Source organism: Avibacterium sp. 20-132 (assembly GCF_023611925.1).
Classification (GTDB): Bacteria; Pseudomonadota; Gammaproteobacteria; order Enterobacterales; family Pasteurellaceae; genus Avibacterium.
On sequence record NZ_CP091456.1, the window covers coordinates 636,508 to 661,034 of the forward strand.

Below are 24,527 nucleotides of genomic sequence, written 5' to 3' on the forward strand. Positions count from 1 at the left end.
ACAAGATGCTAAATTGGATTGATATTGAAGAGATGCTTACCTCTGGTAATTTATATACTGAGCGAGAATGGCTGGAATATAAAGAGGCTAAAAATGATATTCCCAAAACAATCTGGGAAACCTATTCAGCTTTTGCAAACCAATCTGGTGGTTTTATCATACTCGGTGTATCAGAAAAAGAGGGACTGCATATCTCAGGTGTTACAAATGCTGAAAAAATCCAAGACCTTATTTTTACGCAATCTCGTAGTAAAGAAAAAGTAAGCACTGCTTTATTATCTAATGAGAATGTGCGTTGCTTTACGATTAAAGGTAAACAAGTCATCGTAATTTATGTACCAAAAGCAGAAGAAGCGGATCGCCCAATTCATTTGAATCAAGATCTTCGTCGTTCTTATATTCGTCTAAAAGCAGGCGATCATAAATTAAATGATGAACAATTACGTTCAATGATTGCAAATTCTACTAGTAAGAATCGTGACGGAAAAATTATTCCTCATAGTAACTTAGATTATCTAAACATAAATACCTTAAATAAATATCGTAATTTACTTAAAGCACAAAAAGATTCTGAACCACTACTCTTACGATCTGATGAGGAGCTATTCGAACGCATTGGTGCAATAGCAATAGATCCTGAAACAGGGCAAAGCGGCGTTACTTTTGCCGGTTTACTGTTGTTTGGTAAAGGGCATATTATCAAAAATTACCTTAAACACTTTTTCTTTGAATATTACGAAACCAGTGAGCAAAATAGCCGCTATGATTTACGCATTACGGATTTCGATATAGAAGAAGGAAATCTACTTGAATTCTATTGGAAGATTGCCCCTCTTTTGACCTCTTTAGGCAAAGATACCCATTTTAAACTTGATAACCTTACTCGAACTGAAGAAAATGAAATCACTAAATCATTACGCGAAGCCTTGGTCAATGCTATTGCTCATGCAGATTATTTTAATGACAGCCGACATTTAAAGATTGTAAAAACACAAAATCAAATTAGTTTTGAAAATGCAGGAACTATGCTAGTTGATATTCAACACGCTATTGTGGGCAATCGTTCAGAATGTAGGAATGGCACAATTCATAATATCTTACGTCGTGTGGGTTTATGTGAGCGCCAAGGACAGGGAGTGAAAGATATCTTTCAAAATTGGCAAAATTACTATTTCACCACCCCTAAATTAGAAAGCCAAATTGATTACACAAGATTAACCTTAACATTTCAAGATGGTGAAATTATAAAATGGGAAGAAACGTTAGCAGATCACTTTGGCGCTCGCTTTACACAATTAAAGCAAAAAGTGAAAGACTGTTTGTTATATATTGCTATCAATGGACAGCAAGCAAATCATAAACAAATTGTTGAAGCCATTCCTCAATATACAGGACGTGAAATTACCCTTGCTTTATCTCAGCTTAAAAATAAAGGGTTCTTGGTTGTTGAGGGTGTAAAACGTAATGAGTTAATTTATCGACTTGTTAATTTTAATGAAGTCAAAACTCAATCAAAATCTGATTACACGATGATTTCAACTAAGCAAGAAAATCTTGGATCCTTATTAAACAAGGCTTCAGAAGATATAAAAGTAGTACAGCCAAGCATAAATCATAAAGAAAGTGATAAAGAAAGTGATAAAGAAAGTGATAAAGAAAGTGATAAAGAAAGTGATAAAGTAAAACAATTACTCGCTGTACTAGGGAACGAATATCAAAGTGCAAAACAATTGATGGAAATACTTGGTATCTCCCACAGAGTGAATTTTGGCAAACGCTATTTAAACCCTGCACTATATCTTGGTTTAATCGAAATGAAATACCCTGATAACCCTAAACATCGTAATCAAAAATACCGAAAAAGAAAGTAAGAAAAGTATGATTGATATTGATAAACTCAGCCATCAATACGCTGATGGCTCAAATTTCGCTTTAAATAACATAAATCTTCACATTACACACGGCTCAGCAATCGGTTTGCTTGGTCCTAACGGCGCTGGGAAGACAACACTGATGTCTTTACTTTGTGGGTTGCAAGCGGTGCAGCAAGGGCAGATTTATTTTGAGGGTGTGCCATTTCACAAATTGAGCAAACAACAGCGCCATCAACTTTCTTTAGTGCCACAGGATTTTGCATTTTATCCTTTATTAACGGTATGGGAAAATTTAAAATTTTTCGCCGCACTTTATCATATCAATGATAAAAACTGGCTCACTGAATTATTAGAAAAAGTCGGGCTAACTTCTTATAAATCTAAATTAGCAAAACATTTATCAGGCGGATTAAAACGCCGCTTAAATTTTGCTATTGGTCTAATTAATCGTCCAAAAGTGATTTTTTTAGATGAAATCACCGTAGGTATTGATCCTCAATCCCGCCAATTTATTTTAAATTCCGTAGCAGAATTAACTCAGCAAGGCATCACGGTAATTTATACTTCGCATTATCTGCAAGAAATTGAACAATTATGCGATCAATTAGTTTTACTCAATGAAGGTAAACTCATTTATCAAGGAGAAATAAAGGGAATGCTTGCTGAAGGGCAAAGTCTTGAGCATTTTTATTTGGATTTTTTACAACAAGCGGGGAACAAATGCTAATTGCTGCAATGTTCAAAGAATTACGCCTATTAAGCCGCGATCTGCACGGTGTAGCAGTGTTATTTATTATGCCGATTTTATTTATGTTGATTATGTCAGCCGCACTCAGCAGTGAAAATGAACTAGGTAATCGTGGCGAAATTTTGCTGCTTGGTACGCCAAATGATCCCCTAAATGATGGATTTTTTACCGCACTACAACAAGAGGAACTGCTCGTAAAACAAGGAAATATCGCTCAATTAGAGATATATCAACAAGATTTACTACAAGAAAAATTTGCGTTGATTGTAGTAAATCCCAATCAAGATAAAAATGTGCTAAAAGAAGAACAGCCTTTACAACTTTGGCTTAATCCCTGTGTGGATCGGGCGTGGTTGCTTGGCGTTAAAGGCATCCTGCAAAAGCATTACAGCCAGCAACGACTTGAGCGTTATTCCAAAGATAATCACATTGTATTGAAACACAATCAACGCAATCCAGTAAAACGCATTCAGCAAGAAGTCAATCAAGCATTAGATAAAAAATTCGATGAAATTAATACTTATTTAGCACAAGAGCGCTGGCAGGAAATTTATCTTAATCGCCAAGGGAAAACGGTCAATCAGCCCAATGCCGTGCAACATAGCGTACCTGCGTGGTTAATTTTTGGGATGTTTTTTATTATGATCCCCCTTTCCAACGTAATGGCGATGGAGCGACAGACCAACACGCTCACACGTTTACGTTTAGCAAGAGCCTCAAGTCTGAGGCTGATTTTAGCAAAATTAGTGCCGTATTTTTTGATCAATCAATGCCAATTTATTGGAATGATCGCCTTAGGCTATTGGGTGCTACCAATGCTTGCTATGCCTGCGTTTAGCTTAAATGGTGAATGGTGGTATTATGCGGTGCTGTCGGCTGCGGTAAGCCTTTCTGCGCTAGGCTATGGTTTATTAATTAGTGTGATTGCGCGCACAACTGAACAGGCTGTGGTGCTAGGAGGCGGTGGCATTATCATTATGGCTGCCATTGGTGGCATTATGGTGCCAACTTATGTAATGCCTGATATGATGCAAGAAATCGCCCAATTTTCACCAATGGGTTGGGCATTAACGGCATTTCAGCAACTATTATTAAATCAGGCTACGTTAATGCAAATTCAGCCTGAACTTTGGCTTTTAACGGGTTTTGGTGCTGTGATGCTCTTCATCGCCGTGCTGATTTACGCCCATCAACTCAAAACACAAGCGAGATTTTAATGAGCTATATTTTTACTCTCAGCCAACCTGAACTAGAACAACAACTGAAAAACTTGATCGTGCAAGAAAGCGATAAAATGGACATCGATCCCAGCGCGATCAGCGATGATGAGCCATTATTTGGTGAACAAAGCCGTATCCAGTTAGATTCTCTAGATGCGCTACAAATTGCGGTGGCACTACAAGCTCACTTTAAAGTGAGGTTAAATGGCGACCGAATGGTGCGTAAACATATGATGAATATTCGTGATTTAGCCCAATTTATCCGTCACCAGCATTCTTAACAATGCCGAAAGTTTATCTCACCGCAGCGAGCCAACAAAATGCACAAACTGCTAAGCTTAATCCTTGGCAGCAATCTTCAATGCTTGGGCAAAACCAGCATTTGCCTTATTTTCGTGCTTTTGAGCAACCTTTGCTGAATTTCAATCAACTCTGCACTTATTTAGAACAGCATATTGACAAGGTATTAACGCAACGCGGTTGGCAAGCCGATACACTGCAAAATACCCCCATTCTTTTAGGCTCAACGGCGTATTTAATGAGTGATTGCGAATTTCGTTGGCATAATAATCAGCCTTTGCCGCAAGAATACAGCCTAGCGCTTATCGCAGAACGTTTAAAAACACGCTATCAAACGTCTGTTTTCAGCGTTGCGACCTCTTGCACTTCCTCTGCACAAGCAATCGGCTATGCTTATCAAATGATTGAGCAAGGGCAATGTGAGCGTGCTTTGGTGGTTGGTTTTGAAATGTTTAACCGCTTAACCTTTGAACATTTCAATGCAATGCACTTATTGGCAGACGATTTGCCCTATCAACCTTTTGAACAACATAACGGTATTATTTTAGGGGAAGGAATCGCTTGCGTGGCATTGGAAAATCAACCAAATCCAGAGAAAAAACTAGAAATTTCTGCCATCACTACGATTACGGATCACCATAATCTAACCAATAGCTCCGCAGAGGCATTGACTCAACTGATTGAAAATTGTTTGCATAAAGCAGGATTACAATCTCATCAACTAGCTGGCATTAAAGTTCACGCTGTGGGCGGAAACAGCGATGAAATGGAAATCGCGTTTTTGCAACAACAGTTTCCGAGCATTCCTTGCTTATTAGCCAAACCGTACCTGGGACATAGTTTAGGCGCAAGTGGTGCAATGGAAACTGCGTGGCTTTGGCAACAATTACAGCAAGATAAAACAAATTACTTAACCATCACCCCACAAGGGGCAATAGAAAAGCAAACGCAACCGCTTTCTACCGGCTATTATTTGAACTACTTTTTAGGCTTTGGTGGCAGTAATATTGCTTGGATTCTTCACTGGCAAGGAAAAGAGTAAGTAAAATGAAATCAAATCGTTATTTAAAACAACAAAGCCAGTTTATTACACAAGGGCAAAGTGAGGCAGAACTCCGCCAGCAGCTCAAAGCCTTTGGTGTAGATGCACGTCGTTTAAGCAAATTTACCCAACTTTGTTTACTCGGGGCATTACCACTGAAGCCTTATATCACGCCAAATACCGCAATTTATTTGGCTTCGCCTTTTAATTCACCAAGCAAATTTAACAAATTATTCCACCAGCTTATGGAACAAGACTTGCCTAGCCCACTGGATTTTATGGCAAATCTCAATAACGCGACGGTTTTTCAGCTTTCACAACATTTTCAAACAACGGGCAATAGCCTTTTCTTAATTACCTCGCAAGAGGATGTGGATCATCCATTACAGCTTGCACAATTAGCATTAAGAAGCGATTCCGTCGATCAGGTGTTAGTCGGTTGGGCGATTGAATCACCAACAATGGAATGGGAAGGAAGCTGTTGGTGGTTACTCAGTAATATCGCAGGGGAAAATGCCTTATCATCAAGTGCGGTGCAAAATTCGCCAAATTTTTCTACTTCACACCATTCTCTACCAGAAAATCATTATTTGCATTTTGCATTGAATGGGCAGAATTTCGATCTAGATACATAAAAGCACAATATCAAAAAGTGCGGAGGAAAATTCACAAAAATCCTACCGCACTTTTATTTTGCTCTCTCAAGTCTCAACATCAGCAAGTGGTGATCTCGTATTAACATTATTTTTTTCTTATCTGCAAATTCTCGCCATCTTGTTTTCTTAAGCCAGAAAGAATGAGTACGAGAATGAAACCAAATAAACTGGACGTTAAGAAAGTGAAGCTAAAGGCTTGTTGCAACTGTTCGGCACTTTCACCCAGTACATTGCGATACACATTTAACATTACCGAAGAAACGGCAATGCCAATGCCAATCCCGACTTGCTGAATCACACTAAGCATTGTTGAACCTGCACTGGCATTACTGTCCGATAAGTCGCCAATGGTTAAGGTATTAATCGCAGTAAAACTGACCGACATACATCCGCCGTATGCCAATAAAATCAACACCATTTGCCAAATTGGGGTATGCCGTTGTAATAAGCTCATTACGGCAATCACCAAAGTCATCACAATGGCGGTGCTGATTAGGGTTTTCTTATAACCAAAACGAGAAAGAATACCACGAATAAGCGGTTTAAACGCCATTGAGCTAACCGCAATAGGCACCATTAACCAGCCTGCGGCTTCCGCACTATAATGGAATACCACTTGTAGCATAAGAGGTAATAAAAACGGCACGCCCGAACCACAAAGGCGGATAAATAAATTCGCAATAAAACCTAAACGGAAGGTGCGAATGTGGAATAAGGAAAGCGGCATTAATGGGTTGTGAACCCGTTTGGCATAAAGATAATAACTGGCGAGAAATAATATCCCCACAATCAATACCAAAAAAGCAATCCAAGTTGCGGTGAAATGCTCTGCCACTAAATCTAGCCCTAAGGTCAAGCCTACAAGTCCACCGGCAAACAGCATAAATCCCGCTTTATCTAAACGCCCCACTTGCCCTTTCATATTTGGCATATAACTGCCTGCAAGGAAAATCCCAGCTAGCCCGATAGGAATATTAATTAAGAAAATCCAATGCCACGTCATATAGGTAACGATTAAACCACCTAACACGGGACCAAGAATTGGTCCAATTAGCCCTGCCATCGCCATAATATTCCACGCATTTAATAGCTGATTTTTCGGTACAGAACGGATGATCGCCAAGCGAGCAACAGGCATCATTAACGCGCCACCCGCCCCTTGTAAAATACGGGCAAAAATCAATTGTGGCAGAGAGTGCGATAAGGCACACACCACCGATCCCAATACAAAAATACCAATGGCAGAACGAAAAACCTTCCGCGTACCAAATTTATCCGCCGCCCAACCACTTAATGGAATAAACAAGGCGACAGTTAAGGCATAACTAATGATTGCCAACTGCATATTCAGTGGCGATTCATTTAGACTGCGAGAAATCGTCGGTAACGCTGTATTCAAAATCGTCGCATCAAGGGTTTGCATAAAAAAGGCGACAGCGGCAATCCACGCCAAGCCCGTATAATTTTTCGTTTCTGTCATAAAAATTCTGCGATTTTGCACCGCACTTTATTTTATTTGTTGTTGATACCAATGAAAAATAAATGCAGCAATGTGATCAATCTGATTAATATCCAAACGTGGCACAGCACAGCTTAAAGGGTAATCCGTTGCAAGCGCAATGACTTTCTCATCAATCTCTGGCAAGGCTTGCTCCATGGCTTGACGATGCAATAAAATCTTTGCAATCGGTTCGTGCTTAAAGCCTTCCACCAAAATGAGATCCGTCAATTGCGGATCAAATTGCCCTGCCAAATAAGCTAAATTCACTGGCTGTGGTGTTTCCGTCATCAACGCCCACCGCCTATCACAAGCCATTATCACTTGGCTTGCGCCCGCCTCTTTCATTCGCCAGCTATCCTTGCCTTCCTTGTCCACTTGTGCATTATGATGACTGTGCTTAATCACTGCCACGCGCAGCCCAAGCTCGGCAAGCCGAGGCAAAAGTTTTTCTAATAAAGTGGTTTTTCCACTACCGCTGTATCCGGTTATGCCAAGCATTGAACGCATTTTGTCCTCTATTCGAGAGTTAATTCAACAATTAAATTTAATAATGAACTTTTTGTGAAGAATATCACAGATTAATTTATTCAAATACTTAATAATACGCTCAATTTCACAAAATTGGAGGATCTTATGTTTGGATTTTTAAAAGCCTCACCCCCTACTACGCGTATCACGGATAAAGCTATCATTGATCGGGATTATCGTCGATTACGTTGGCAAGTCTTTTTTGGAGTGTTTATTGGCTATGCTGCCTATTATTTAATTCGTAAGAATTTCTCTCTTGCCATTCCGCACTTAATTGAAGAATATGGTTATACCAAAGCTCAGCTGGGTACAGTTTCTTTTGCACTTGCTGTGGCTTATGGTTTTAGTAAATTTATTATGGGTAATGTGTCAGATCGCAGTAACCCAAAATATTTTATTACTATTGGTTTAGTTGCTTCTGCGATGATGAGTATGATCTTCGGTTTAGTGCCGGGGGTACTTTCTTCACTTTCTGCAATGATTGTACTTAGTGCTTTAAATGGTTGGTTTCAAGGTATGGGTTATCCACCCGGTGCAAAAACAATGACCAACTGGTTTTCTACTTCTGAACGCGGAAGTTGGTGGAGTTGGTGGAATGTTTCTCATAACATTGGTGGTGGTTTAATTGGTCCACTGGCGATTTTAGGTTTATACCTTTTTGGTGCGTGGCAAGCGCTCTTTTATCTTCCTGCAACCATTGCGATCTTGCTTAGTGTTGTAATGTTTTTCTTAATGCGTGATACGCCTGAATCACAAGGATTACCACCCATTGAAGAATACAAAGGGGGAAAAGCGCAACAAGTTGAATCAGCCCATACTTTAACTGGTAAGGAAATTTTCTTTAAATATATCATTAATAACAAATTCTTATGGGCAATTACGATTGCTAATGTATTTGTTTATTTTATTCGTTACGGGATTATTGACTGGGCGCCAACGTACTTGAAAGAAGTCAAACACTTCACGTTTGATAAACAAAGCTGGGCATACTTCCTTTATGAATATGCGGGTATTCCTGGAATGTTAGTAAGTGGTTATTTAAGTGATAAAGTCTTTAAAGGACATCGCGCTCCGCCGATGTTAATGTTTTTAGCAGGGGTATTAATTGCGATTTTCGTCTATTGGAAAAATCCAGCAGGCAACCCAATGATAGATAATATCTGTTTAATCGCGATTGGCTTCCTCATTTATGGTCCTGTTATGATGATTGGCTTACAAGCGGCTGATTTAGTTCCTCGTGTGGCAACAGGTACAGCGACAGGGCTTACTGGATTATTTGGTTATCTACTTGGTTCTGCCAGTGCAGGAACAGTATTAGGTGCCGTAGTGGATAACTTTGGCTGGGACGGCGGGTTCTATATACTTATCGCCTCAAGTATTCTTGCCTTTATTTTTATCTCGTTCACTTTATTTAGAAAAGTAGAAAGTTAAGCGGTCTTCTGTAAAAACGCCTTATATCGCAAAATATAAGGCGTTTTGTTTGTCTTAATGAAATAAAGTGCGGTTAAAAATATTGATCTTTTTATCGCATAACGCGACTTGCTAATTCTATTTCCTTACAAAAATACTACTTAATTACACGCAAAAAGATCGGGCGGTAGCTAGTTTTTTTTTGCCAAGATTTTGACACAAGATGAACAATAATAAAGGCAAGTGCGGTGCAAAAAATAATAAAAATGCCTTGTGGCAGTTCGGTTCGCCAAAGGGTATCTGCAATCAAGGCGGAAAGCACTAAGATGATGAGTGGAAAAAAATAGACAAGCAAGCTTGAGTGTATTAAGGAACGTTCACTTAACCCAATTTCTATAATTTGTCCGATATTGAGGGGGGTGATGGTTTCTACTTCAAAAATATGCGCTGTACCTACGCCATTTAACTCTGCGAGCGCTGCCGAGCCACAGGCTGATTTAGCCGCACAACTTCCACAAGCGCTTTGAGATTGGCATTTCACTTGTGCAATACCTGATTGGTAAGAGATCACCACCGCACGTTCTGTTAGCATTTATTTCACCTTAATATCTTGTACGATACGTTTTGCGGTAGAAATTGGTAGCTGTCCAACTAAGGTAAATTCGTTATCGCCAAAGGTTTCGCTATAAAACGTTCTTGTGCCATTCCACCAGCCGTTTTTTTCTTCATTTGGCAAAATAGAGGCTGAACGGTAAAGGGTAAAGGAAAACAATCCATCGCTATAAAGCTGTGCTTCAATGCGTTCTTCACCATTCATTTCCACGCTGCGATTAATCAGCTTAAACCCATTTGGCAACCAACTTGGCTGCCAGTTAAATGCGTCGTTGCTTGGTTGGAAAGTGGTTTTGTCATTAAGCAGTGCAGGAAAGCCCATATGATTGATCACATTGAGCAAATCATCAAATTGTTCGCTTTGATACAAATTCACTACGCGGAATTGCTCTAACAGGTTATTTTCTCGATCAAGCACATCACTGCGTAACAACAGATGGCTTTGTTCGTCAATAAACACCACATATTGATAACGAAAATCATCTTTTGGCACGATACGAATCGTTTTTACCACGCGATCTGCCACGCGGTTACGTCCAATATAGATGAAATCATAATGTTGCTTCAACGCATCAAGATTACTCCACAGAATCGCAGGTAAACTGTCCACAATATGATTCGCGTTAATTGAGAACGGCGAATAATTTGGTTGGAAATAGCTCACCACATTATCACGTTGCACAATTTGCTGAGGCATTCCATCTAAGGTCAGTAATTGAGCATAGGTTTTGCCATTATAATGAATATGGCTATAACGCAAGGAGGCCATATTCGGTGTGGTTTGCACAAAGGCCATTTCATAACTCAGGCGACTGCCTGCCTGTTGCATTTCGTCTAACAATTGGCTGGGCTGTACCGTATCGGTTTCAGAAGCTGATACGAGATTTGCAGAAAATAGCACTAAGGAAAGTGCGGTAAGTTTTTTGATCGTTTTTAACATCGTTATTCACACATAGGATACAAACAAATTCACCACCAAAAATGGTGGTGAACAACCTAAACTTCATTCATTATTATTTCTGATTTTGCAAATTTAATCTATCTGCATAAATACGTTTTTGCAATTCATAACTTTGTAGCATTGAATCAATGCGTTTATTTTTTTGTTCAATCTGTTCTGGTGTAATCACCGATTGGGCTGGGGCAGTATAACTCACTTCTTGCACCGAATTATTAAATGGTAAGGTTTGTAACACAGGGGTATCCTGACCTTCTTTCGCATTGTTTGCCATAAAACTCTGCACCCCCATTACTGCCACCAAACATACCCCCGCTGCCACAGCGAATTGTGTCATCGGCATAAACCACGCTTTCAGTTTTTGGCTAAATGGAGATTGCTTAATTTCTTCTGGCATTGGTTGTGAAATTTTAGGTTCTGCCACAATCATTTCTTCTTGCTCGATTAGTTCGGCCATTTTGTTGGTAAAATCTTGCCCGAGCAATACGTCGCTTTCTTGGCGTATGACGGAACGAATCAGATGAAAGTTGCCCCAAGATTTTTGTAAATCTTGATCTTGACAAAGTGCCTCGGTAAATTCCGCGCTTAATTGTTCTCCGTCAATATAGGCTGAAAGTTGTTCTTTTTGCATCATAAACTCCAAGATTAATTAATTTACTTTAGTTAGTGCTGAAGTAAAGGTTGAATTTTATTTTCGATAATTTCCCTTGCTCGAAAAATTCGTGAGCGTACCGTTCCTACTGGGCAATTCATAATATCGGCAATTTCTTCATAACTTAATCCTTCTAACTCACGCAAGGTGATGGCGGTTTTTAAGTCTTCCTGCATACTATGAATGGTATCAAAAATAATCTTCTTCAATTCACCAGATAACATCTGATTTTCGGGGGTATCTACGTCCCGTAAATTCGTTCCCACATCATAGGATTCTGCTTCATCTGCCAAAATATCTTCATTTGGCGGGCGACGCCCTTGTGCGGTTAAATAATTTTTTGCCGTATTTACGGCGATACGATATAGCCAAGTGTAGAAAGCACTATCACCACGGAATAATTCAATTGAGCGGTATGCTTTAATGAATGATTCTTGTACAACATCAGGAATATCATTCGGCGATACATAACGGGTTAATAACCCTGCTACCTTATTCTGATAACGCGATACCAACAAATTGAATGCTTTCTTATCTCCCTGCTGTACCCTTTCTACCAAAGCCTGATCTGTTAGCTGTTCAGCCATATAACCTCTTATATACCTCTAACAAGCCTTGATATACAAGACAGCAAGCTCGTGTTCTCTTAGAGGCGTAAAAATTGTAAAAGTTCAAAATATTTATAAATTAATGTGATAATTTTTCTTGTATATAGGAAACCATTTGCTGTAATTCAAGATCTGGCGCAGGTTTTCGATTAAAAAACCACGAAAAAAGTTGCAAATCTGTTGCTGAAAGTAAACGAACAAAGGTGGCTTTTTGTTGCTCATCAAGGTCATCAAAATGCTGTTGGAAAAACGGCATTATGACCTTATCTAATTCAAGCATTCCACGCCGACAATCCCATTCAAGGCGAAATTTATTATATTTTTCCATATTTGTTTCCTTCTTGAACCGAATAATGGGGGGATTATAGCGGAATTTGATTAGCGATGTGGGAATAATTTTGTTTTTTCTTAAGTGTGTTGCTCTGTTTTGCAATAAGCTGACATCGGCTTGATTTGTTGTATTCTTCGTATTCTTGCCTCAAATGACTTTGTTTTATTTAATGCTTAAATCGCGATAAAAAAACCCGACATTTACGTCGGGTTTTGCTGATTAACAAAGTGCGGTTATTTTTCCGCAAGTTTTGGTTTAATCACCGAATAAATGCCCCCTGTTACAATAGCGCCAATTGCGATAGCAGCAAGATACATTAATGGTTGCGTAACAAATGGGATCACAAATAATCCACCGTGCGGTGCTTGTAAGCCAATTGATAAACCTAAAGACATCGCGCCTGCCACAGCCCCCCCAATAATACTTGATACAATCACACGTACAGGATCGGCGGCAACGAATGGCAATGCCCCTTCAGAGATAAAACAAAGCCCTAATACAAAAGAGGCTTTACCAGCATCACGTTGATTAGCGGTGAATTTTTTGCGTGCGAGTAACGTGGCAATCGCCATTCCAATTGGGGGTACCATACCCGCAGCCATCACTGCTGCCATTGGGGTGTAAACGCCAGAGGCGATTAAACCTGTACCAAAAGTATAAGCTGCTTTGTTCACTGGGCCACCCATATCCACGCACATCATCGCACCAAGTACCGCACCTAAAAGCAACGCATTGCTTTGTCCCATTGTGTTGAGCCATTCTACCAAGGCATCCATTAAGCCTTTAACCGGTGGGTTGATAAGATAAATCATCACTAAGCCCACAATGGCAGAGCCAAGCAATGGTAAAATTAAAATCGGCTTTAATGAACTTAAACTGGCTGGTAATTGAATCGCGGAATTTAAGCCTTTCACCACATAACCTGCGAGTAAGCCAGCAATGATTCCGCCTAAAATCCCTGCGCCTGCTGTGGTGGCGAGCATACCGCCAATTAAGCCGACAGCTAACCCCGGACGATCGGCAATAGAAAACGCCACATAACCAGCAAATACGGCAATCATCAGATGGAATGCAGCGCCACCGCCAATATCCATTAAGGCTTTTGGTAAGCCTCCTGCAATATTTGGATCTTTAAATGCCTCAATCCCAAACATAAAGGAAATAGCGATCAGCAAACCACCGGCCACCACTAATGGCAACATATGGGAAACCCCAGTCATCAAGTGTTTATACAACCCTTTGCGTTCGCCACGGCTTTCTTCGCTGCTTTGTACTTTCGCTGTACTTGCACCAGTATAAATTTTTGCCTCTTTAAACGCTTTTTCAAATTCTTGTGCGGTTTTCTTTAATGCAAGTCCAGTGGAAGTCCGGTACATCGGCTTGCCTTCAAATTTGCTTAAATCCACATCAATATCAGCCGCGATAAAAACTAAATCGGCATTTTCCACATCTTCAGGAGAGATAATATTACTTGAACCCACCTGTCCACGGGTTTCCACCTTCACATTCCAGCCTTGCTTTTTAGCATATTCAGCAATGGCTTCCGCAGACATAAAGGTATGCGCCACACCTGTTGGGCAAGCGGTTACCGCCACAATATTTTTGGTTTTATTGGAAAAATCTGGCGAAATTTGCACCGCACTTTGTGTTTCGTGTGGGGTATAGTCTACTGCTTCAGCCATCGCTTGAGTTAAGATGGTTTCAGGGGCATTAAAGGCATTTTCCGCGTCTGCCACAAAAACCTTTTTACCTTGTAAGCGATTGTCATTCGGCATTCCACCTAACGCAATCACTAAATCTGCTTGATTGGCATCTGCCACCACTTCATTGCTTTGTTGTTTTGCTGCTACGGTAAGCACCTGTTTAATCAAAAAGGCTTTGGCATTGCCTAATTGTGTTGAGTTAGTTAAAAATATCTTCATCGTTTTATCCTTTAATCACTGAAATTTGTACTTTCTCTAAGATTGGTGTTAATAATGTAGGATCGCTCACGCCAACATTGCTTTGCGATACCGCAAAAGCTGACACGGCACTAGCAAAGGCGAGGGTGTCTTGCTGTGAAAGGGATTTAGTCAAGCCATAAATCAATCCCGCTACCATTGAATCGCCTGCCCCTACGGTGCTAACCACCTGTTCGCATTTCGGTGGTTTCGCTTGGATTACACCTTGTTCACTCAGCCACAGCGCGCCTTCTGCGCCCATTGAAATAATTACATTGGCAATGCCTTGTGCGCGCAATTTTTCTGCTGCACTGATAATTTCTTCAAGATTTGACAAAGAATGCCCCACCCACGCTTCAAGCTCACGATGATTTGGTTTGACCAGCCAAGGATTGGCAGATAAGCCCGCAGTGAGTGCCGCATTACTGCTGTCTAAGACCACTTTTATGCCCGCTTGTTGTAGCTGTTTGAGCCACTGGGCAAAATCCGTTGGACTGACACCGCGCGGCAAACTGCCACACACGGCAACAATGTCAAAATCTTTGCATAACAATAAGGATTGTTGGACAAAATCTTGCCAATCTTGTGGTGAAATTTCATAACCGAGGAAATTCAGATCGGTAACATCGGCTTCGGTTTCGGTGATTTTCACGTTAATACGGGTTTTGCCCGCCACACGCTGAAAGCGATCTTCTAAGCCAAGTTCTGCAAACATTGTGTTGAAATCGCCTTGATTATCACGACCAAGGAAACCACTCACCGCCACGTCAATACCTAAATCTTTCAGCACTTTGGCGACATTGATGCCTTTACCAGCAGGAAATAAGCCTAAGGTTTCCACTGTATTGACTTCGCCAAGCTCAATACGTTTTAGCCTTCCCACTAAATCATAAGCAGTATTTAATGTAATTGTTGCCACTTTTGCCATTACGAATACCTCTACTCACCTAAACCCGCTTCAATTGCCGCGCCAATGCCAGCAAGGGCTTGTTGTGCTTCTTCACCCGTTGCCACAAAACGTAAACGATGCCCTTTCACCACGCCAAGTGCCACCACTTTCATTAAGCTTTTGGCACTCACTAATTGGCTATCACGATCGACATTTTGCACCGCCACCGACGCGTTATATTTTTTCACTTCATTGACTAACACCGCAGCAGGACGTGCGTGCAAACCGTGTTCGTTGCGTACCACAAAAATCGCTTCAACACTTTCATTCGGATCGTGATTTTCAAGTGCGGTGCTTTTTTCTGGCATTTTTTCGTTAGTCGTGGTGCTTTCACCTACCACTTCAATCTGATCAGGCTCTTTTGGTGATAAAGAAGACACTTCTTCGCCTAATCCCTCTGCGATCGCTTTTCCAATGGATTCAATGGCGTGTTTAGCATCTTCGCCTACCGCACGGAAACGCAAACGATGCCCAAAGGTTGCGCCCAGTGCAACAATTTTCATCAAACTTTTTGCACTAATTGCCTCACCGCCTCGGGTAAGATTTTCTACTGTAATTTTTGAGGCGAATTTTTTCACTTCATTCACTAATACCGCCGAAGGGCGTGCGTGCAAGCCGTGTTCATTACGCACGGTAAATGTACCAATCACTGTACCCGCATTTTCGCTATTTGTATTAGTAGGGGCTGGGCTTGCAACGCTGACTTCACCGCCATTAAGTGCGGTCAAAATTTGGTTAGCATTTCCGTTTAATAACATTTGTTGTACGGAATTTTCTAGCAAGCGTGCAAGTAGCTCATCAATTTGTTCATTCACACAAGCCACGGTTAGCACCCCTTTCACCTCTTTATGATTATGCTGAAAGGCTTGCTTTGCACGACTGAACGTCAGGGCGTTTTTCTCGTTACCTTGCACTGAGTCGGTGAGCCATAAACCGCCCCCTAATGGCAATGCAGGGGAAGCGATGACTTCTGCCACAAACTGATTATTCACCGCCCCTTGTTGTTGCAATTTACCTGCGTTCATCGCAATTAAGGTAAGCAAGCTTTCTGTCTCCACCTCAAGACTGACATCTTCACTTTTCACTTGCAAAGTTTCTTCACCCATTAAAATGGCACGGAATTTTTCCACTTCTTGCAATGTAGCTAATTTTGCTGCTTTTTCTTCATCACCTAACACTTGGGTAAGCTGATGGAGTAGCGTTAAATGTTCATCGGAACATGCGGCAATCCCGATCACAACATAAGCCTTGTTGCCTTCTTCCCATTCAATGCCTTGTGGAAATTGGAACACTTGCACGCCTGTTTGTTTCACCATTGGGCGCGTTTCTAGCGTGCCGTGCGGAATGGCAATACCATTGCCCAAAAAAGTGGACGTTTGTGTTTCACGCGCTAGCATTCCCGCTAAATATCCCGCTTCCACATTGCCCGCTTGCTCTAACGCTTGCGCGACTAATTCAATGGCTTGCTGTTTATTTTCGGCTTGTGCCGATAAATGAATATTGTTTTCTGATAAGTTAAGCATTTTCCCTCCAGAATATGAGATTTAAAGACCAAATGGGGGTTGTAATATGGCTGACTTCTTCACACCCCAATTTGGCAATCATTTTTTATTAATAACTTGCTGAACACTTGCTAAATATGTTGCTGAATATTCAGCAAAAACCTTTCAGCTTACATCAAAAAAGAAAAGGTTACTGATGAATTATCAGTAACCTTACAGATTATTTTACTGTACAAACTTTCAACACTTGATCGCTGCCTTCCGCGATATAGCCTTCATCTAAGGAACGTGTTTGTCCTTTTTGTAAATCCAGCATCGCATCATAAATACCTTGTGTTGCACTTGGTTTATTAATGTGTGCCCAACAGTCTTTACTTAAACGATTAAAATTATTCTGTAATTCAGAGGCAAACACCACGCCACTATAATAAGCATAAATTTGGCTATCCACGCCATTGCCTTGATATAATTTTGCTTTAATTTGATCAATCGGAATTAAAATACGGTTTAAATACCAATCGTTCGCACCACTCGCGAAAGAATTCACATCATAATCTTTATTTACGCGCCCTGAATAGGTTTGTACCGTTGCCGCATAAGCCGCTGCATAGGATTTTTGATCGATTTTCTCTTTATCTAAATCAATCACCTTTTTCTCGTTATCCATAAAAGGGATGTAAGAAGTCATTGATGAACAAGCAACTAAAAAAGCACTTAGTAGAGAAATTGAAATAATTTTAAACATAATAAATCCACCTTAAGTAAACATAATATTGTTATTATACTGATTATAATGTGAATAAAAAGCCAAATTTCGGTGATTTTTTACCGCACTTTGCTTTCTAAATCTGCCAAGGTATTAAAGTTTTGGAATGCCGCTTTTTGTTCACTGAAATCAACAGCAATCGCCCCATTTTGTCGCATAAACTGCAACATTTGTCGTTCACCTTTTTGCAAATAGTCCGCAAGTTTCTCAGCAAGTGTTGTCGAAACCAAGCAAAAGGTAGGGTGTTCTCGTTCACCGTCAGTGGCATAAGTGAGCAAAACGGGGGAATTTTCTCCCGCACTTCGAGAATGGGGTAATGAGCGCAAAATAGGTTGCTGTAATTTTTCTAGTAAATTCAAAGGTAAAAACGGACAATCGCAAGGCACAAACAGCACAAAATCTGAATGGGATAACCTTAAGCTGGTTAAAATGCCACTCAAAGGTCCTTGAAAATCTGCCAATTCATCAGCAAACACAGGCAAACCACTTTGACGATACAGGGCTTGATTACGGTTTGCGTTAATCGCAATCTCATTCAGTTGGGGCTTTAAACGTTGATAGCAATGCCAAAATAGGGGCTGACCTTGTAGCAACTGCAAGCCTTTATCTGCCCCTCCCATACGTCTTGCCAGCCCACCAGCAAGAATTACTGCACTGATTTTCATTTCCCCTCACTTTTGTTTTCCACCTTATCAAACACCCTCATTCTACTTGATAACCCCGCAAATAAAAAAGTGCGGTGGAAAAAAGTGTGAATTTTTCTACCGCACTTGTAGGATCGGCTTTTTTACGCCAACTTATTCCTTTCTCCCGATAATTACAGTATTATTTAGCCCTTTCTAACTCAAGGTGAGGAACTGTTATGAAATGTCATCGTCTAAATGAAGTGTTGGAATTATTGCAACCTTATTGGTCGCAAGATCCTGATTTGAGCTTAACCCAGATTTTGCAGAAAATCGCTGATGAAGCGGGGTTTGATAAACCTGTGGCAGAATTAACGGACGAAGTGATTATCTATCATTTAAAAATGTATGGCACAGATAAACACGAGCCAATCCCGGGGATCAAAAAAGATTACGAAGAAGATTTTAAAACCGCATTATTAAAAGCACGCGGAATTATTAAATAAGGAAAGTTAGAATGAAAAAATTTCTTATTGCGTTAGCATCACTGTTTTTTGTGGCAAATGTTCACGCCGTTAATTTAACAGAGGGAAAACAATATATTGCGTTAAATACAGAACGCGCGGTTCAGCCTGAAGTGATTGAATTTTTCTCTTTTTATTGCCCTCATTGTTATGCCTTTGAAATGGATTACCACATTCCTGAAAAAGTCAAAGCTGCACTCCCTGAAGGCACTAAATTTAAACAATATCACGTGAATTTTTTAGGGCTTCAATCAGAAAATCTCACTCGCGCGTGGGCTTTAGCAATGGCACTCGGCGTAGAAGATAAAGTAAAAGCCCCATTATTTGAAGCCGCACAAGCTGCGGTAAAAAGTCGAGATCAAGGCGCGCCAAGTTTAAATGCGATCCGCCAAATTTTTATTAATAATGGCGTCACGGCGGAACAATTTGATGGTGGCATTAACAGCTTTGCCGTCACCGGATTATACAATCAGCAAGTGCAAGCTGCTGAGCGTTTTGATGTACACGGTGTGCCAGATTTTTATGTAAACGGCAAATATCGCGTGAACCCTGAAGGGTTATCACATAGTCAAGAAGGTTTCATTCAAGACTATGTCGAAACGGTTAAAGCCTTACTACAAAAGTAACAAATCCATTGCAAAAATAACCAAAAATTGGTTTAATGCGTGCCGATTTTGAATTCGCAATATTGAGGATATTATGGCAGAAAGTTTTAGCGTAACACGTCGTTTTTTTGACGATAAAAACTATCCCCGCGGTTTTGCTCGCCACGGTGATTATACAATCAAAGAATCTCAAGCTTTAGAGCAATATGGTCAAGCCTTTAAAGCCTTAGATACTGGTGAACGTGCGCCAATCACAGAAGAAGAAAAAGCCTTTGTGGCATTTTGTCAAGGTGAGCGTCAAGCAGAAACTTTTTTTGAAAAAACGTGGAATAAATACCGCACATTAACCAGCACCACAAAACGTGTTTATACCTTATCTGGCGTAGTCGCCGATAACTTAGAAGATATGAGCAACGCGGATTAATCTGCCTAGTAAGATCATAAGGCTTGAGCAATCAAGCCTTTTCTTTTTGCTCGCAATAAATAATGAGAAGGATCAATGCAAGTTTTACCTATCGAAAAATATGATGAATTATTGGCAGAAAAACGCCAAAAATTAACCGCACTTTTCGCCCCGTTTAATGCACCAGAATTAGCTGTGTTTGACTCGCCAAAGCAACATTATCGTATGCGAGCCGAATTTCGCCTGTGGCATCAACAGGACGATTTTTATCATATTATGTTCGACAAGCAAACGCGTAAACCTTATCGCATTGACTGCTTTCCAATTGCCAGCCAGCTTATCAATGAAATGATGCAAGCCTTGCTGCCCCTGCTCAAACAGCACGCCATTCTCAACCATCGTTTATTTCAAATTGATTATCTCAGCACCCTGAGCAATAAGATCATTGTGAGCCTGCTTTATCACAAAGTCTTAGATGAACAATGGCAACAGGCAGCACTCACATTACGCCAAACCTTGCAACAGCAAGGTTTTGACGTGCAGATCATCGGACGCGCGTCTAAACAAAAAATTTGTTTAGATCAGGATTATGTGGATGAAATTCTGCCCGTAAACGGCAAAGATTATATTTATCGCCAAGTGGAAAACAGTTTCACGCAACCCAATGCGGTAGTAAATAGCAAAATGTTGCAATGGGCAATTGATTGCACCAAAAACAGCCAAGGCGATTTACTTGAACTATATTGTGGAAACGGCAATTTTTCTATCGCACTGGCACAAAATTTCCGTAAGGTTCTCGCCACAGAAATCGCCAAACCCTCTGTGGCAGCGGCACAATTTAACATCGCCGCAAACCGAATTGAGAATGTGCAAATCATCAGAATGTCGGCAGAAGAATTTACCCAAGCGATGAACGGCGTGCGTGCTTTTAACCGCTTGAAAGGCATTGATTTGCAAGCTTATGATTGCAACACAATTTTTGTTGATCCGCCAAGGGCTGGGCTAGATCCTGAGACAGTGAAATTGGTGCAACACTATGATCGCATTTTATATATTTCCTGCAACCCGCACACGCTGTGCGATAACCTGCAAACACTGTGTCAAACGCACCGCATTGAGCGTGCCGCCTTATTTGATCAGTTCCCTTATACTGAACATATGGAATCAGGCGTATGGTTGATCCGAAAATAGCCGTGCAACTCATTTGCGAAACAAAAAATTCGCAAAATTTCACCGCACTTTGTGAACAACAAGGATTAATCCACCACTCCAACAGCTCACTTGCCTTGGTGCAAACTGAACAAAATGGCGTTGCGCGCTTGGAATTACGCAAATTAGACGAACCCAAATTAGGTGCGGTATATGTGGATTTTGTCAATGGCACAATGGCACATCGCCGCAAATTTGGCGGCGGTCGAGGTGAAGCCATTGCCAAAGCGGTGGGAATTAAAAAAGATTATCTGCCAACCCTCATTGATGCAACAGCAGGCTTGGGAAGAGATGCCTTTGTACTCGCTGCCATTGGTTGCCAAGTGCGTTTAGTCGAACGCCACCCTGTGGTCTATTTATTATTACAAGACGGCTTACAACGTGCTTATCAAGATGCAGAAATCGGCGCAATGATGCAACAAAATATGCAATTATTACCCGTAAAACAGATTGGCGATCTGGCTCAACAAGGCATTCAAGCTGATGTGGTTTATCTCGACCCGATGTATCCCCACAAAACGAAAAGTGCATTGGTGAAAAAAGAAATGCGCGTTTTTCAGCATTTAGTCGGTGCGGATGAAGACGCCGATGCCCTACTCACCCCTGCCTTACAAATTGCACAAAAGCGCGTTGTAGTAAAACGCCCTGACTACGCCGAATTCCTCGCCCAAAAAACACCGCACTTTAGCCGCGAAACCAAAAATCATCGCTTTGATATTTATACGGTGGTTTAGTAAGGCGATTTAATAAAATCAAAAAAGCCATCATTCACTGATGGCTCTGAGATAAGTGCTTTATTGTGGCGAACGAGCAAGTTTTAACTTTTTGATCGCTGCTTTTGCTTTTTCTTCATCAATTTGTTTGAGATTTGCTCCGCCAACAAATAAACCGGGACGAATGTATTGTTCAATAAAATAATTCTTTCCACCTTCTGTCGTAATATGTAAGTCATTATTACTAAATTCTGATTCGGTAGAAATTTTATGCGCCCCCGGAATTACTTGCTGATAAAAATAAACATTTCGTGCGGATTCACCAATAAATTTACCATCAATATAAAGACTCTTCTTAAGTGCTGATCCAAAAATTGAACCATCACGATAAATATATATCCCTGATTTATTATTTGGTGGTGCATCAAACTGTTTAGCTTGTATATTTTCAGCTTCAGAGGCAACGGGTACTTTTGCACAGCCCGTTAAAATTAACGTGCCAACAAGCATTAAAACGGAGAGGATCTTTTTCATCATATTCACCATTTAACTTTAATTAGAATAAATAGCTAATATTTAAACCGATCGTATTGCTTTTAAATTCAATACTATTTTTCGCTTCTAACGTGACTCTGCTATAATCAAGCCCTGCAACTAAATTATCCGTAATTTTTGTTTTCACACCAAAACCGTAACTAAATCCAAACGCGCCACTATTTTCAAAATCAACATTTCTAAACGCTGGATTATCTTCATTCATCGTGAAACTGCCTGCTTCTACACCGATTTTGACATAAGGCAAGAAACGATCAAGTTGATAGCCTTGCAAATAATGTACGCCTACGCGGAAATTCTCTTTAGCGATTTCATTGCCCAAATCATCTTCTGTTTTATTATTCGGAAGGCTAATTTTTCCCTCAATAATACCAACAAAATTGTTGCCATAATCAAACATATAGCCACCAACAATACCCACGCCAACAGAACGAGAGCTAGACCCCGTATAATTACCATCATCATAGTGATAACCAAGTTCTTGTACTGGCACGGAAAAAGACTGTTTATTCAAATCAAGTGCGCCACCAATATAGAAGCCAGAAAAATTTTCCGCTTGTGCAAATAATGCTGTACTAGAAAGTAGTGTCGCCATCAAATATTTTTTCATAATATTTCTCCTATTTAGATTTATAAGTTAATTTTTTGAAGTTTTCTATGCTGTTCTTTCGGCAATGTATTAATATCAATCACAGTTAATGCGCGCTCTTTGCCATTACTTAAAGTAGCCATTACTTCCTCTGGTAAACGATACATAGCCCCTGTTAAAGGATCAATAACAAGGTGTCCTAATGGTCCACCTATGACAAAATTGCCCCAATACCAACCATCTAATTTTGCTTGAATTTCGATTGTTTCTTTTGTGAAACCTTTTTTATCAAAAGTAATGAGATATTTTTCAGGTTTGAAGTAGCTAGAACCAGATTTTAATTTAACTACCTGTGGGGTAATTCCTTGGCTGACGATTTTCCCTTCTCTATTTGTAATCGTAAAATTTGCGCCCTCAGGGACTGATTGGATAGAAACAGGATAAGTGCTTTTACTAACAATCGTAGCACAACCAGTTAACCCTACAGTTGCGACAAATAACGCAACTTTTAATAAATTTTTCATAGATAAACCTTATTAAAGATGTAAAATGTCTGTTTTTGAAACAGACGAAATTCTATAACACTCCCCTGATAATAAACCATAGATGAGGAAGACAGTTTTCTACTCATTTTGAGCAGGAATTGAACAAATGGAGCAGGTAATGGCGATACACGAAAAAATTCGATTGATACGGGAAATGAATCACTGGTCCCAAGAAGAAATGGCGGAGAAAATGAATTTATCGCCAAGTGGTTATGCAAAAATTGAACGCGGTGAAACACAATTACATTACGAAAAATTAAAGAAAATTGCACAGATTTTTGATATGGATATTTCTGAATTAGTAAGAGATGATCGCCATATTTGCTTTTTAATTAATGAAAATAGTCATCTTAGCTCGAATTATTATGCAACAAATGAAGCGGTTACCATTGAAAATGAAAAACTCAAATTAGCATTAAGCTATAAAGATCAGTTATTAGCACAAAAAGATAAAGAGATCGCCTCGTTAAAAGAAATTATTGCATTATTGAAAGCACAACAGACTACGCAAAACTAAGTGCGGTGGTTTTTTCACAATTTTTTCTTAAATTTATTCCAGACTTTGTCTTCTTGACCGCGCCATAGGCGTTGGATATTGTCGTGGTGGCGGTAAACGAGCAGGCAGCAGACCAGTGCGACAGGAAAAGTGAATTCGGGTTTATACCACCATACATAAAAAGGAATGGTGATGGCAGCGATAACCGCGCTTAAGGATGAATATCCCGTGAGTAAAAAGACGGCAAGCCACGTGCCAAGCATCCAAAGATCCACGCCCCAACCAATAGGGGCAATGGCGCCAAATGCGGTGGCGACGCCTTTCCCACCTTTAAATTTAAAGAATAAGGGGAAGATATGCCCTAAACAGGCAGCCAATGCAACCATACCTAATTGGAATTGGGTTAAACTGAGATAATAACCTGCCCATACAGGAAGCATTCCTTTTAGAATGTCAAAAATAAGTACCGCTAAGGCGGCCCAACGTCCGCCGATGCGTAGCACGTTGGTTGCACCGGGATTGTGTGAGCCTGTGGTGCGAGGATCAGGTAAGCCGGCAAGGCGACAAAATAAAATGGCGCTCGAAATTGAACCGAGCAAATACGCACAAAATATATAAAAAAGGGCGAAAAGGCTCATTTTACCTCCCTGAACTGTCAAGTGAAAAAT

29 protein-coding genes are annotated in these 24,527 nt (G+C 40.3%); 13 read left to right on the forward strand and 16 right to left on the reverse strand.

Going from position 1 to position 24,527, the window contains the following annotated elements; all coding sequences use genetic code 11:
- Positions 1-5 precede the first annotated feature (5 nt).
- From L4F93_RS02930 to L4F93_RS02955, 6 genes are read left to right on the forward strand one after another with little or no spacing between them, the layout of a single operon-like run.
- Positions 6-1,871: a Fic family protein gene (locus tag L4F93_RS02930; RefSeq protein ID WP_250351052.1), complete on the forward strand. Its 1,866-nt coding sequence runs from the start codon at positions 6-8 to the stop codon at positions 1,869-1,871.
- A 7-nt stretch (positions 1,872-1,878) separates the two neighbouring features.
- Positions 1,879-2,601: an ABC transporter ATP-binding protein gene (locus tag L4F93_RS02935; RefSeq protein WP_250351053.1), complete on the forward strand. Its 723-nt coding sequence runs from the start codon at positions 1,879-1,881 to the stop codon at positions 2,599-2,601.
- Positions 2,595-3,839, forward strand: a complete 1,245-nt coding sequence (locus tag L4F93_RS02940; RefSeq protein ID WP_250351054.1) for an ABC transporter permease — start codon at positions 2,595-2,597, stop codon at positions 3,837-3,839. The genes L4F93_RS02935 and L4F93_RS02940 overlap by 7 nt, the downstream gene beginning before the upstream one ends.
- On the forward strand, positions 3,839-4,123 hold the full coding sequence (locus L4F93_RS02945) for an acyl carrier protein (protein WP_250351055.1): 285 nt from the start codon (positions 3,839-3,841) through the stop codon (positions 4,121-4,123). The genes L4F93_RS02940 and L4F93_RS02945 overlap by 1 nt, the downstream gene beginning before the upstream one ends.
- Before the next feature lie 2 nt (positions 4,124-4,125).
- Positions 4,126-5,184 (forward strand): beta-ketoacyl synthase N-terminal-like domain-containing protein, encoded by a 1,059-nt coding sequence (locus L4F93_RS02950; protein WP_250351056.1) that lies wholly within the window; start codon positions 4,126-4,128, stop codon positions 5,182-5,184.
- Between the two features lie 5 nt (positions 5,185-5,189).
- Positions 5,190-5,819, forward strand: coding sequence for a hypothetical protein (locus L4F93_RS02955; protein WP_250351057.1), 630 nt, complete (start codon positions 5,190-5,192; stop codon positions 5,817-5,819).
- Between the two features lie 106 nt (positions 5,820-5,925).
- Here the strand turns inward: L4F93_RS02955 and L4F93_RS02960 are convergent, their stop codons facing one another.
- Positions 5,926-7,320: a DHA2 family efflux MFS transporter permease subunit gene (locus L4F93_RS02960; RefSeq protein ID WP_250351058.1), complete on the reverse strand. Its 1,395-nt coding sequence runs from the start codon at positions 7,318-7,320 to the stop codon at positions 5,926-5,928.
- Positions 7,321-7,347: 27 nt separating this feature from the next.
- On the reverse strand, positions 7,348-7,848 hold the full coding sequence (gene mobB / locus L4F93_RS02965; protein ID WP_250351059.1) for a molybdopterin-guanine dinucleotide biosynthesis protein MobB: 501 nt from the start codon (positions 7,846-7,848) through the stop codon (positions 7,348-7,350).
- Positions 7,849-7,974: 126 nt separating this feature from the next.
- Here mobB and pgtP point away from each other — a divergent pair, with 126 nt between their 5' ends.
- Positions 7,975-9,300, forward strand: coding sequence for a phosphoglycerate transporter protein PgtP (gene pgtP, locus L4F93_RS02970; RefSeq protein WP_250351060.1), 1,326 nt, complete (start codon positions 7,975-7,977; stop codon positions 9,298-9,300).
- Positions 9,301-9,436: 136 nt separating this feature from the next.
- Here the strand turns inward: pgtP and L4F93_RS02975 are convergent, their stop codons facing one another.
- From L4F93_RS02975 to mobA, 10 genes are all read right to left on the reverse strand, one after another.
- Positions 9,437-9,871 carry a SoxR reducing system RseC family protein gene (locus tag L4F93_RS02975; protein WP_250351061.1) on the reverse strand — a complete coding sequence of 145 codons (435 nt, stop codon included), beginning with the start codon at positions 9,869-9,871 and terminating at the stop codon, positions 9,437-9,439.
- Positions 9,872-10,831 (reverse strand): sigma-E factor regulatory protein RseB, encoded by a 960-nt coding sequence (rseB, locus tag L4F93_RS02980; RefSeq protein WP_250351062.1) that lies wholly within the window; start codon positions 10,829-10,831, stop codon positions 9,872-9,874.
- 73 nt (positions 10,832-10,904) lie between these two features.
- The gene (locus L4F93_RS02985; protein WP_250351610.1) at positions 10,905-11,480 is read right to left on the reverse strand and encodes a sigma-E factor negative regulatory protein; all 576 of its coding nucleotides are present in this window, start codon (positions 11,478-11,480) and stop codon (positions 10,905-10,907) included.
- A gap of 32 nt (positions 11,481-11,512) precedes the next feature.
- Positions 11,513-12,088 (reverse strand): RNA polymerase sigma factor RpoE, encoded by a 576-nt coding sequence (rpoE, locus tag L4F93_RS02990; RefSeq protein ID WP_250351063.1) that lies wholly within the window; start codon positions 12,086-12,088, stop codon positions 11,513-11,515.
- Positions 12,089-12,188: 100 nt separating this feature from the next.
- Positions 12,189-12,437 (reverse strand): FAD assembly factor SdhE, encoded by a 249-nt coding sequence (locus L4F93_RS02995; RefSeq protein ID WP_250351064.1) that lies wholly within the window; start codon positions 12,435-12,437, stop codon positions 12,189-12,191.
- A 236-nt stretch (positions 12,438-12,673) separates the two neighbouring features.
- Positions 12,674-14,362, reverse strand: coding sequence for a fructose-specific PTS transporter subunit EIIC (locus L4F93_RS03000; protein ID WP_250351065.1), 1,689 nt, complete (start codon positions 14,360-14,362; stop codon positions 12,674-12,676).
- A 4-nt stretch (positions 14,363-14,366) separates the two neighbouring features.
- The gene (fruK, locus tag L4F93_RS03005) at positions 14,367-15,308 is read right to left on the reverse strand and encodes a 1-phosphofructokinase (protein WP_250351066.1); all 942 of its coding nucleotides are present in this window, start codon (positions 15,306-15,308) and stop codon (positions 14,367-14,369) included.
- 11 nt (positions 15,309-15,319) lie between these two features.
- The gene (gene fruB, locus L4F93_RS03010) at positions 15,320-16,852 is read right to left on the reverse strand and encodes a fused PTS fructose transporter subunit IIA/HPr protein (protein WP_250351067.1); all 1,533 of its coding nucleotides are present in this window, start codon (positions 16,850-16,852) and stop codon (positions 15,320-15,322) included.
- 199 nt (positions 16,853-17,051) lie between these two features.
- Entirely contained in the window at positions 17,052-17,576 is a 525-nt protein-coding gene (locus L4F93_RS03015) for a hypothetical protein (protein WP_250351068.1), read from the reverse strand.
- 80 nt (positions 17,577-17,656) lie between these two features.
- Positions 17,657-18,262, reverse strand: a complete 606-nt coding sequence (gene mobA, locus L4F93_RS03020; protein ID WP_250351069.1) for a molybdenum cofactor guanylyltransferase MobA — start codon at positions 18,260-18,262, stop codon at positions 17,657-17,659.
- 197 nt (positions 18,263-18,459) lie between these two features.
- Here mobA and L4F93_RS03025 point away from each other — a divergent pair, with 197 nt between their 5' ends.
- The 5 genes from L4F93_RS03025 (at position 18,460) to L4F93_RS03045 (ending at position 21,695) form a co-directional block, all read left to right on the forward strand.
- On the forward strand, positions 18,460-18,726 hold the full coding sequence (locus L4F93_RS03025) for a YihD family protein (protein WP_250351070.1): 267 nt from the start codon (positions 18,460-18,462) through the stop codon (positions 18,724-18,726).
- 11 nt (positions 18,727-18,737) lie between these two features.
- Positions 18,738-19,370: a thiol:disulfide interchange protein DsbA gene (gene dsbA / locus L4F93_RS03030; protein WP_250351071.1), complete on the forward strand. Its 633-nt coding sequence runs from the start codon at positions 18,738-18,740 to the stop codon at positions 19,368-19,370.
- Between the two features lie 73 nt (positions 19,371-19,443).
- Complete coding sequence (locus L4F93_RS03035) at positions 19,444-19,773, forward strand: DUF413 domain-containing protein (protein ID WP_250351072.1); 330 nt, start codon at positions 19,444-19,446, stop codon at positions 19,771-19,773.
- A 75-nt stretch (positions 19,774-19,848) separates the two neighbouring features.
- Positions 19,849-20,943: a tRNA (uridine(54)-C5)-methyltransferase TrmA gene (gene trmA, locus L4F93_RS03040; RefSeq protein ID WP_250351073.1), complete on the forward strand. Its 1,095-nt coding sequence runs from the start codon at positions 19,849-19,851 to the stop codon at positions 20,941-20,943.
- The gene (locus tag L4F93_RS03045; RefSeq protein WP_250351074.1) at positions 20,925-21,695 is read left to right on the forward strand and encodes a class I SAM-dependent methyltransferase; all 771 of its coding nucleotides are present in this window, start codon (positions 20,925-20,927) and stop codon (positions 21,693-21,695) included. Before trmA ends, L4F93_RS03045 begins: the two co-directional genes overlap by 19 nt.
- Before the next feature lie 60 nt (positions 21,696-21,755).
- Here the strand turns inward: L4F93_RS03045 and L4F93_RS03050 are convergent, their stop codons facing one another.
- Genes L4F93_RS03050 through L4F93_RS03060 form a run of 3 tightly spaced genes read right to left on the reverse strand, consistent with a single transcriptional unit; the run spans position 21,756 to position 23,342 of the window.
- A complete protein-coding gene (locus L4F93_RS03050) occupies positions 21,756-22,208 on the reverse strand; it encodes a DUF2846 domain-containing protein (RefSeq protein ID WP_250351611.1) in 453 nt (150 codons plus the stop codon).
- 22 nt (positions 22,209-22,230) lie between these two features.
- On the reverse strand, positions 22,231-22,839 hold the full coding sequence (locus tag L4F93_RS03055; protein ID WP_250351075.1) for an outer membrane protein: 609 nt from the start codon (positions 22,837-22,839) through the stop codon (positions 22,231-22,233).
- Between the two features lie 20 nt (positions 22,840-22,859).
- Positions 22,860-23,342 carry an Hsp20/alpha crystallin family protein gene (locus tag L4F93_RS03060; protein ID WP_250351076.1) on the reverse strand — a complete coding sequence of 161 codons (483 nt, stop codon included), beginning with the start codon at positions 23,340-23,342 and terminating at the stop codon, positions 22,860-22,862.
- A 139-nt stretch (positions 23,343-23,481) separates the two neighbouring features.
- On the opposite strand from L4F93_RS03060, the gene L4F93_RS03065 reads away from it, so the two are divergent.
- The gene (locus L4F93_RS03065) at positions 23,482-23,880 is read left to right on the forward strand and encodes a helix-turn-helix domain-containing protein (RefSeq protein WP_250351077.1); all 399 of its coding nucleotides are present in this window, start codon (positions 23,482-23,484) and stop codon (positions 23,878-23,880) included.
- 14 nt (positions 23,881-23,894) lie between these two features.
- On the opposite strand, the gene plsY is transcribed toward L4F93_RS03065, so the two are convergent.
- Positions 23,895-24,497, reverse strand: coding sequence for a glycerol-3-phosphate 1-O-acyltransferase PlsY (gene plsY, locus L4F93_RS03070; RefSeq protein WP_250351078.1), 603 nt, complete (start codon positions 24,495-24,497; stop codon positions 23,895-23,897).
- Positions 24,498-24,527 lie beyond the last annotated feature (30 nt).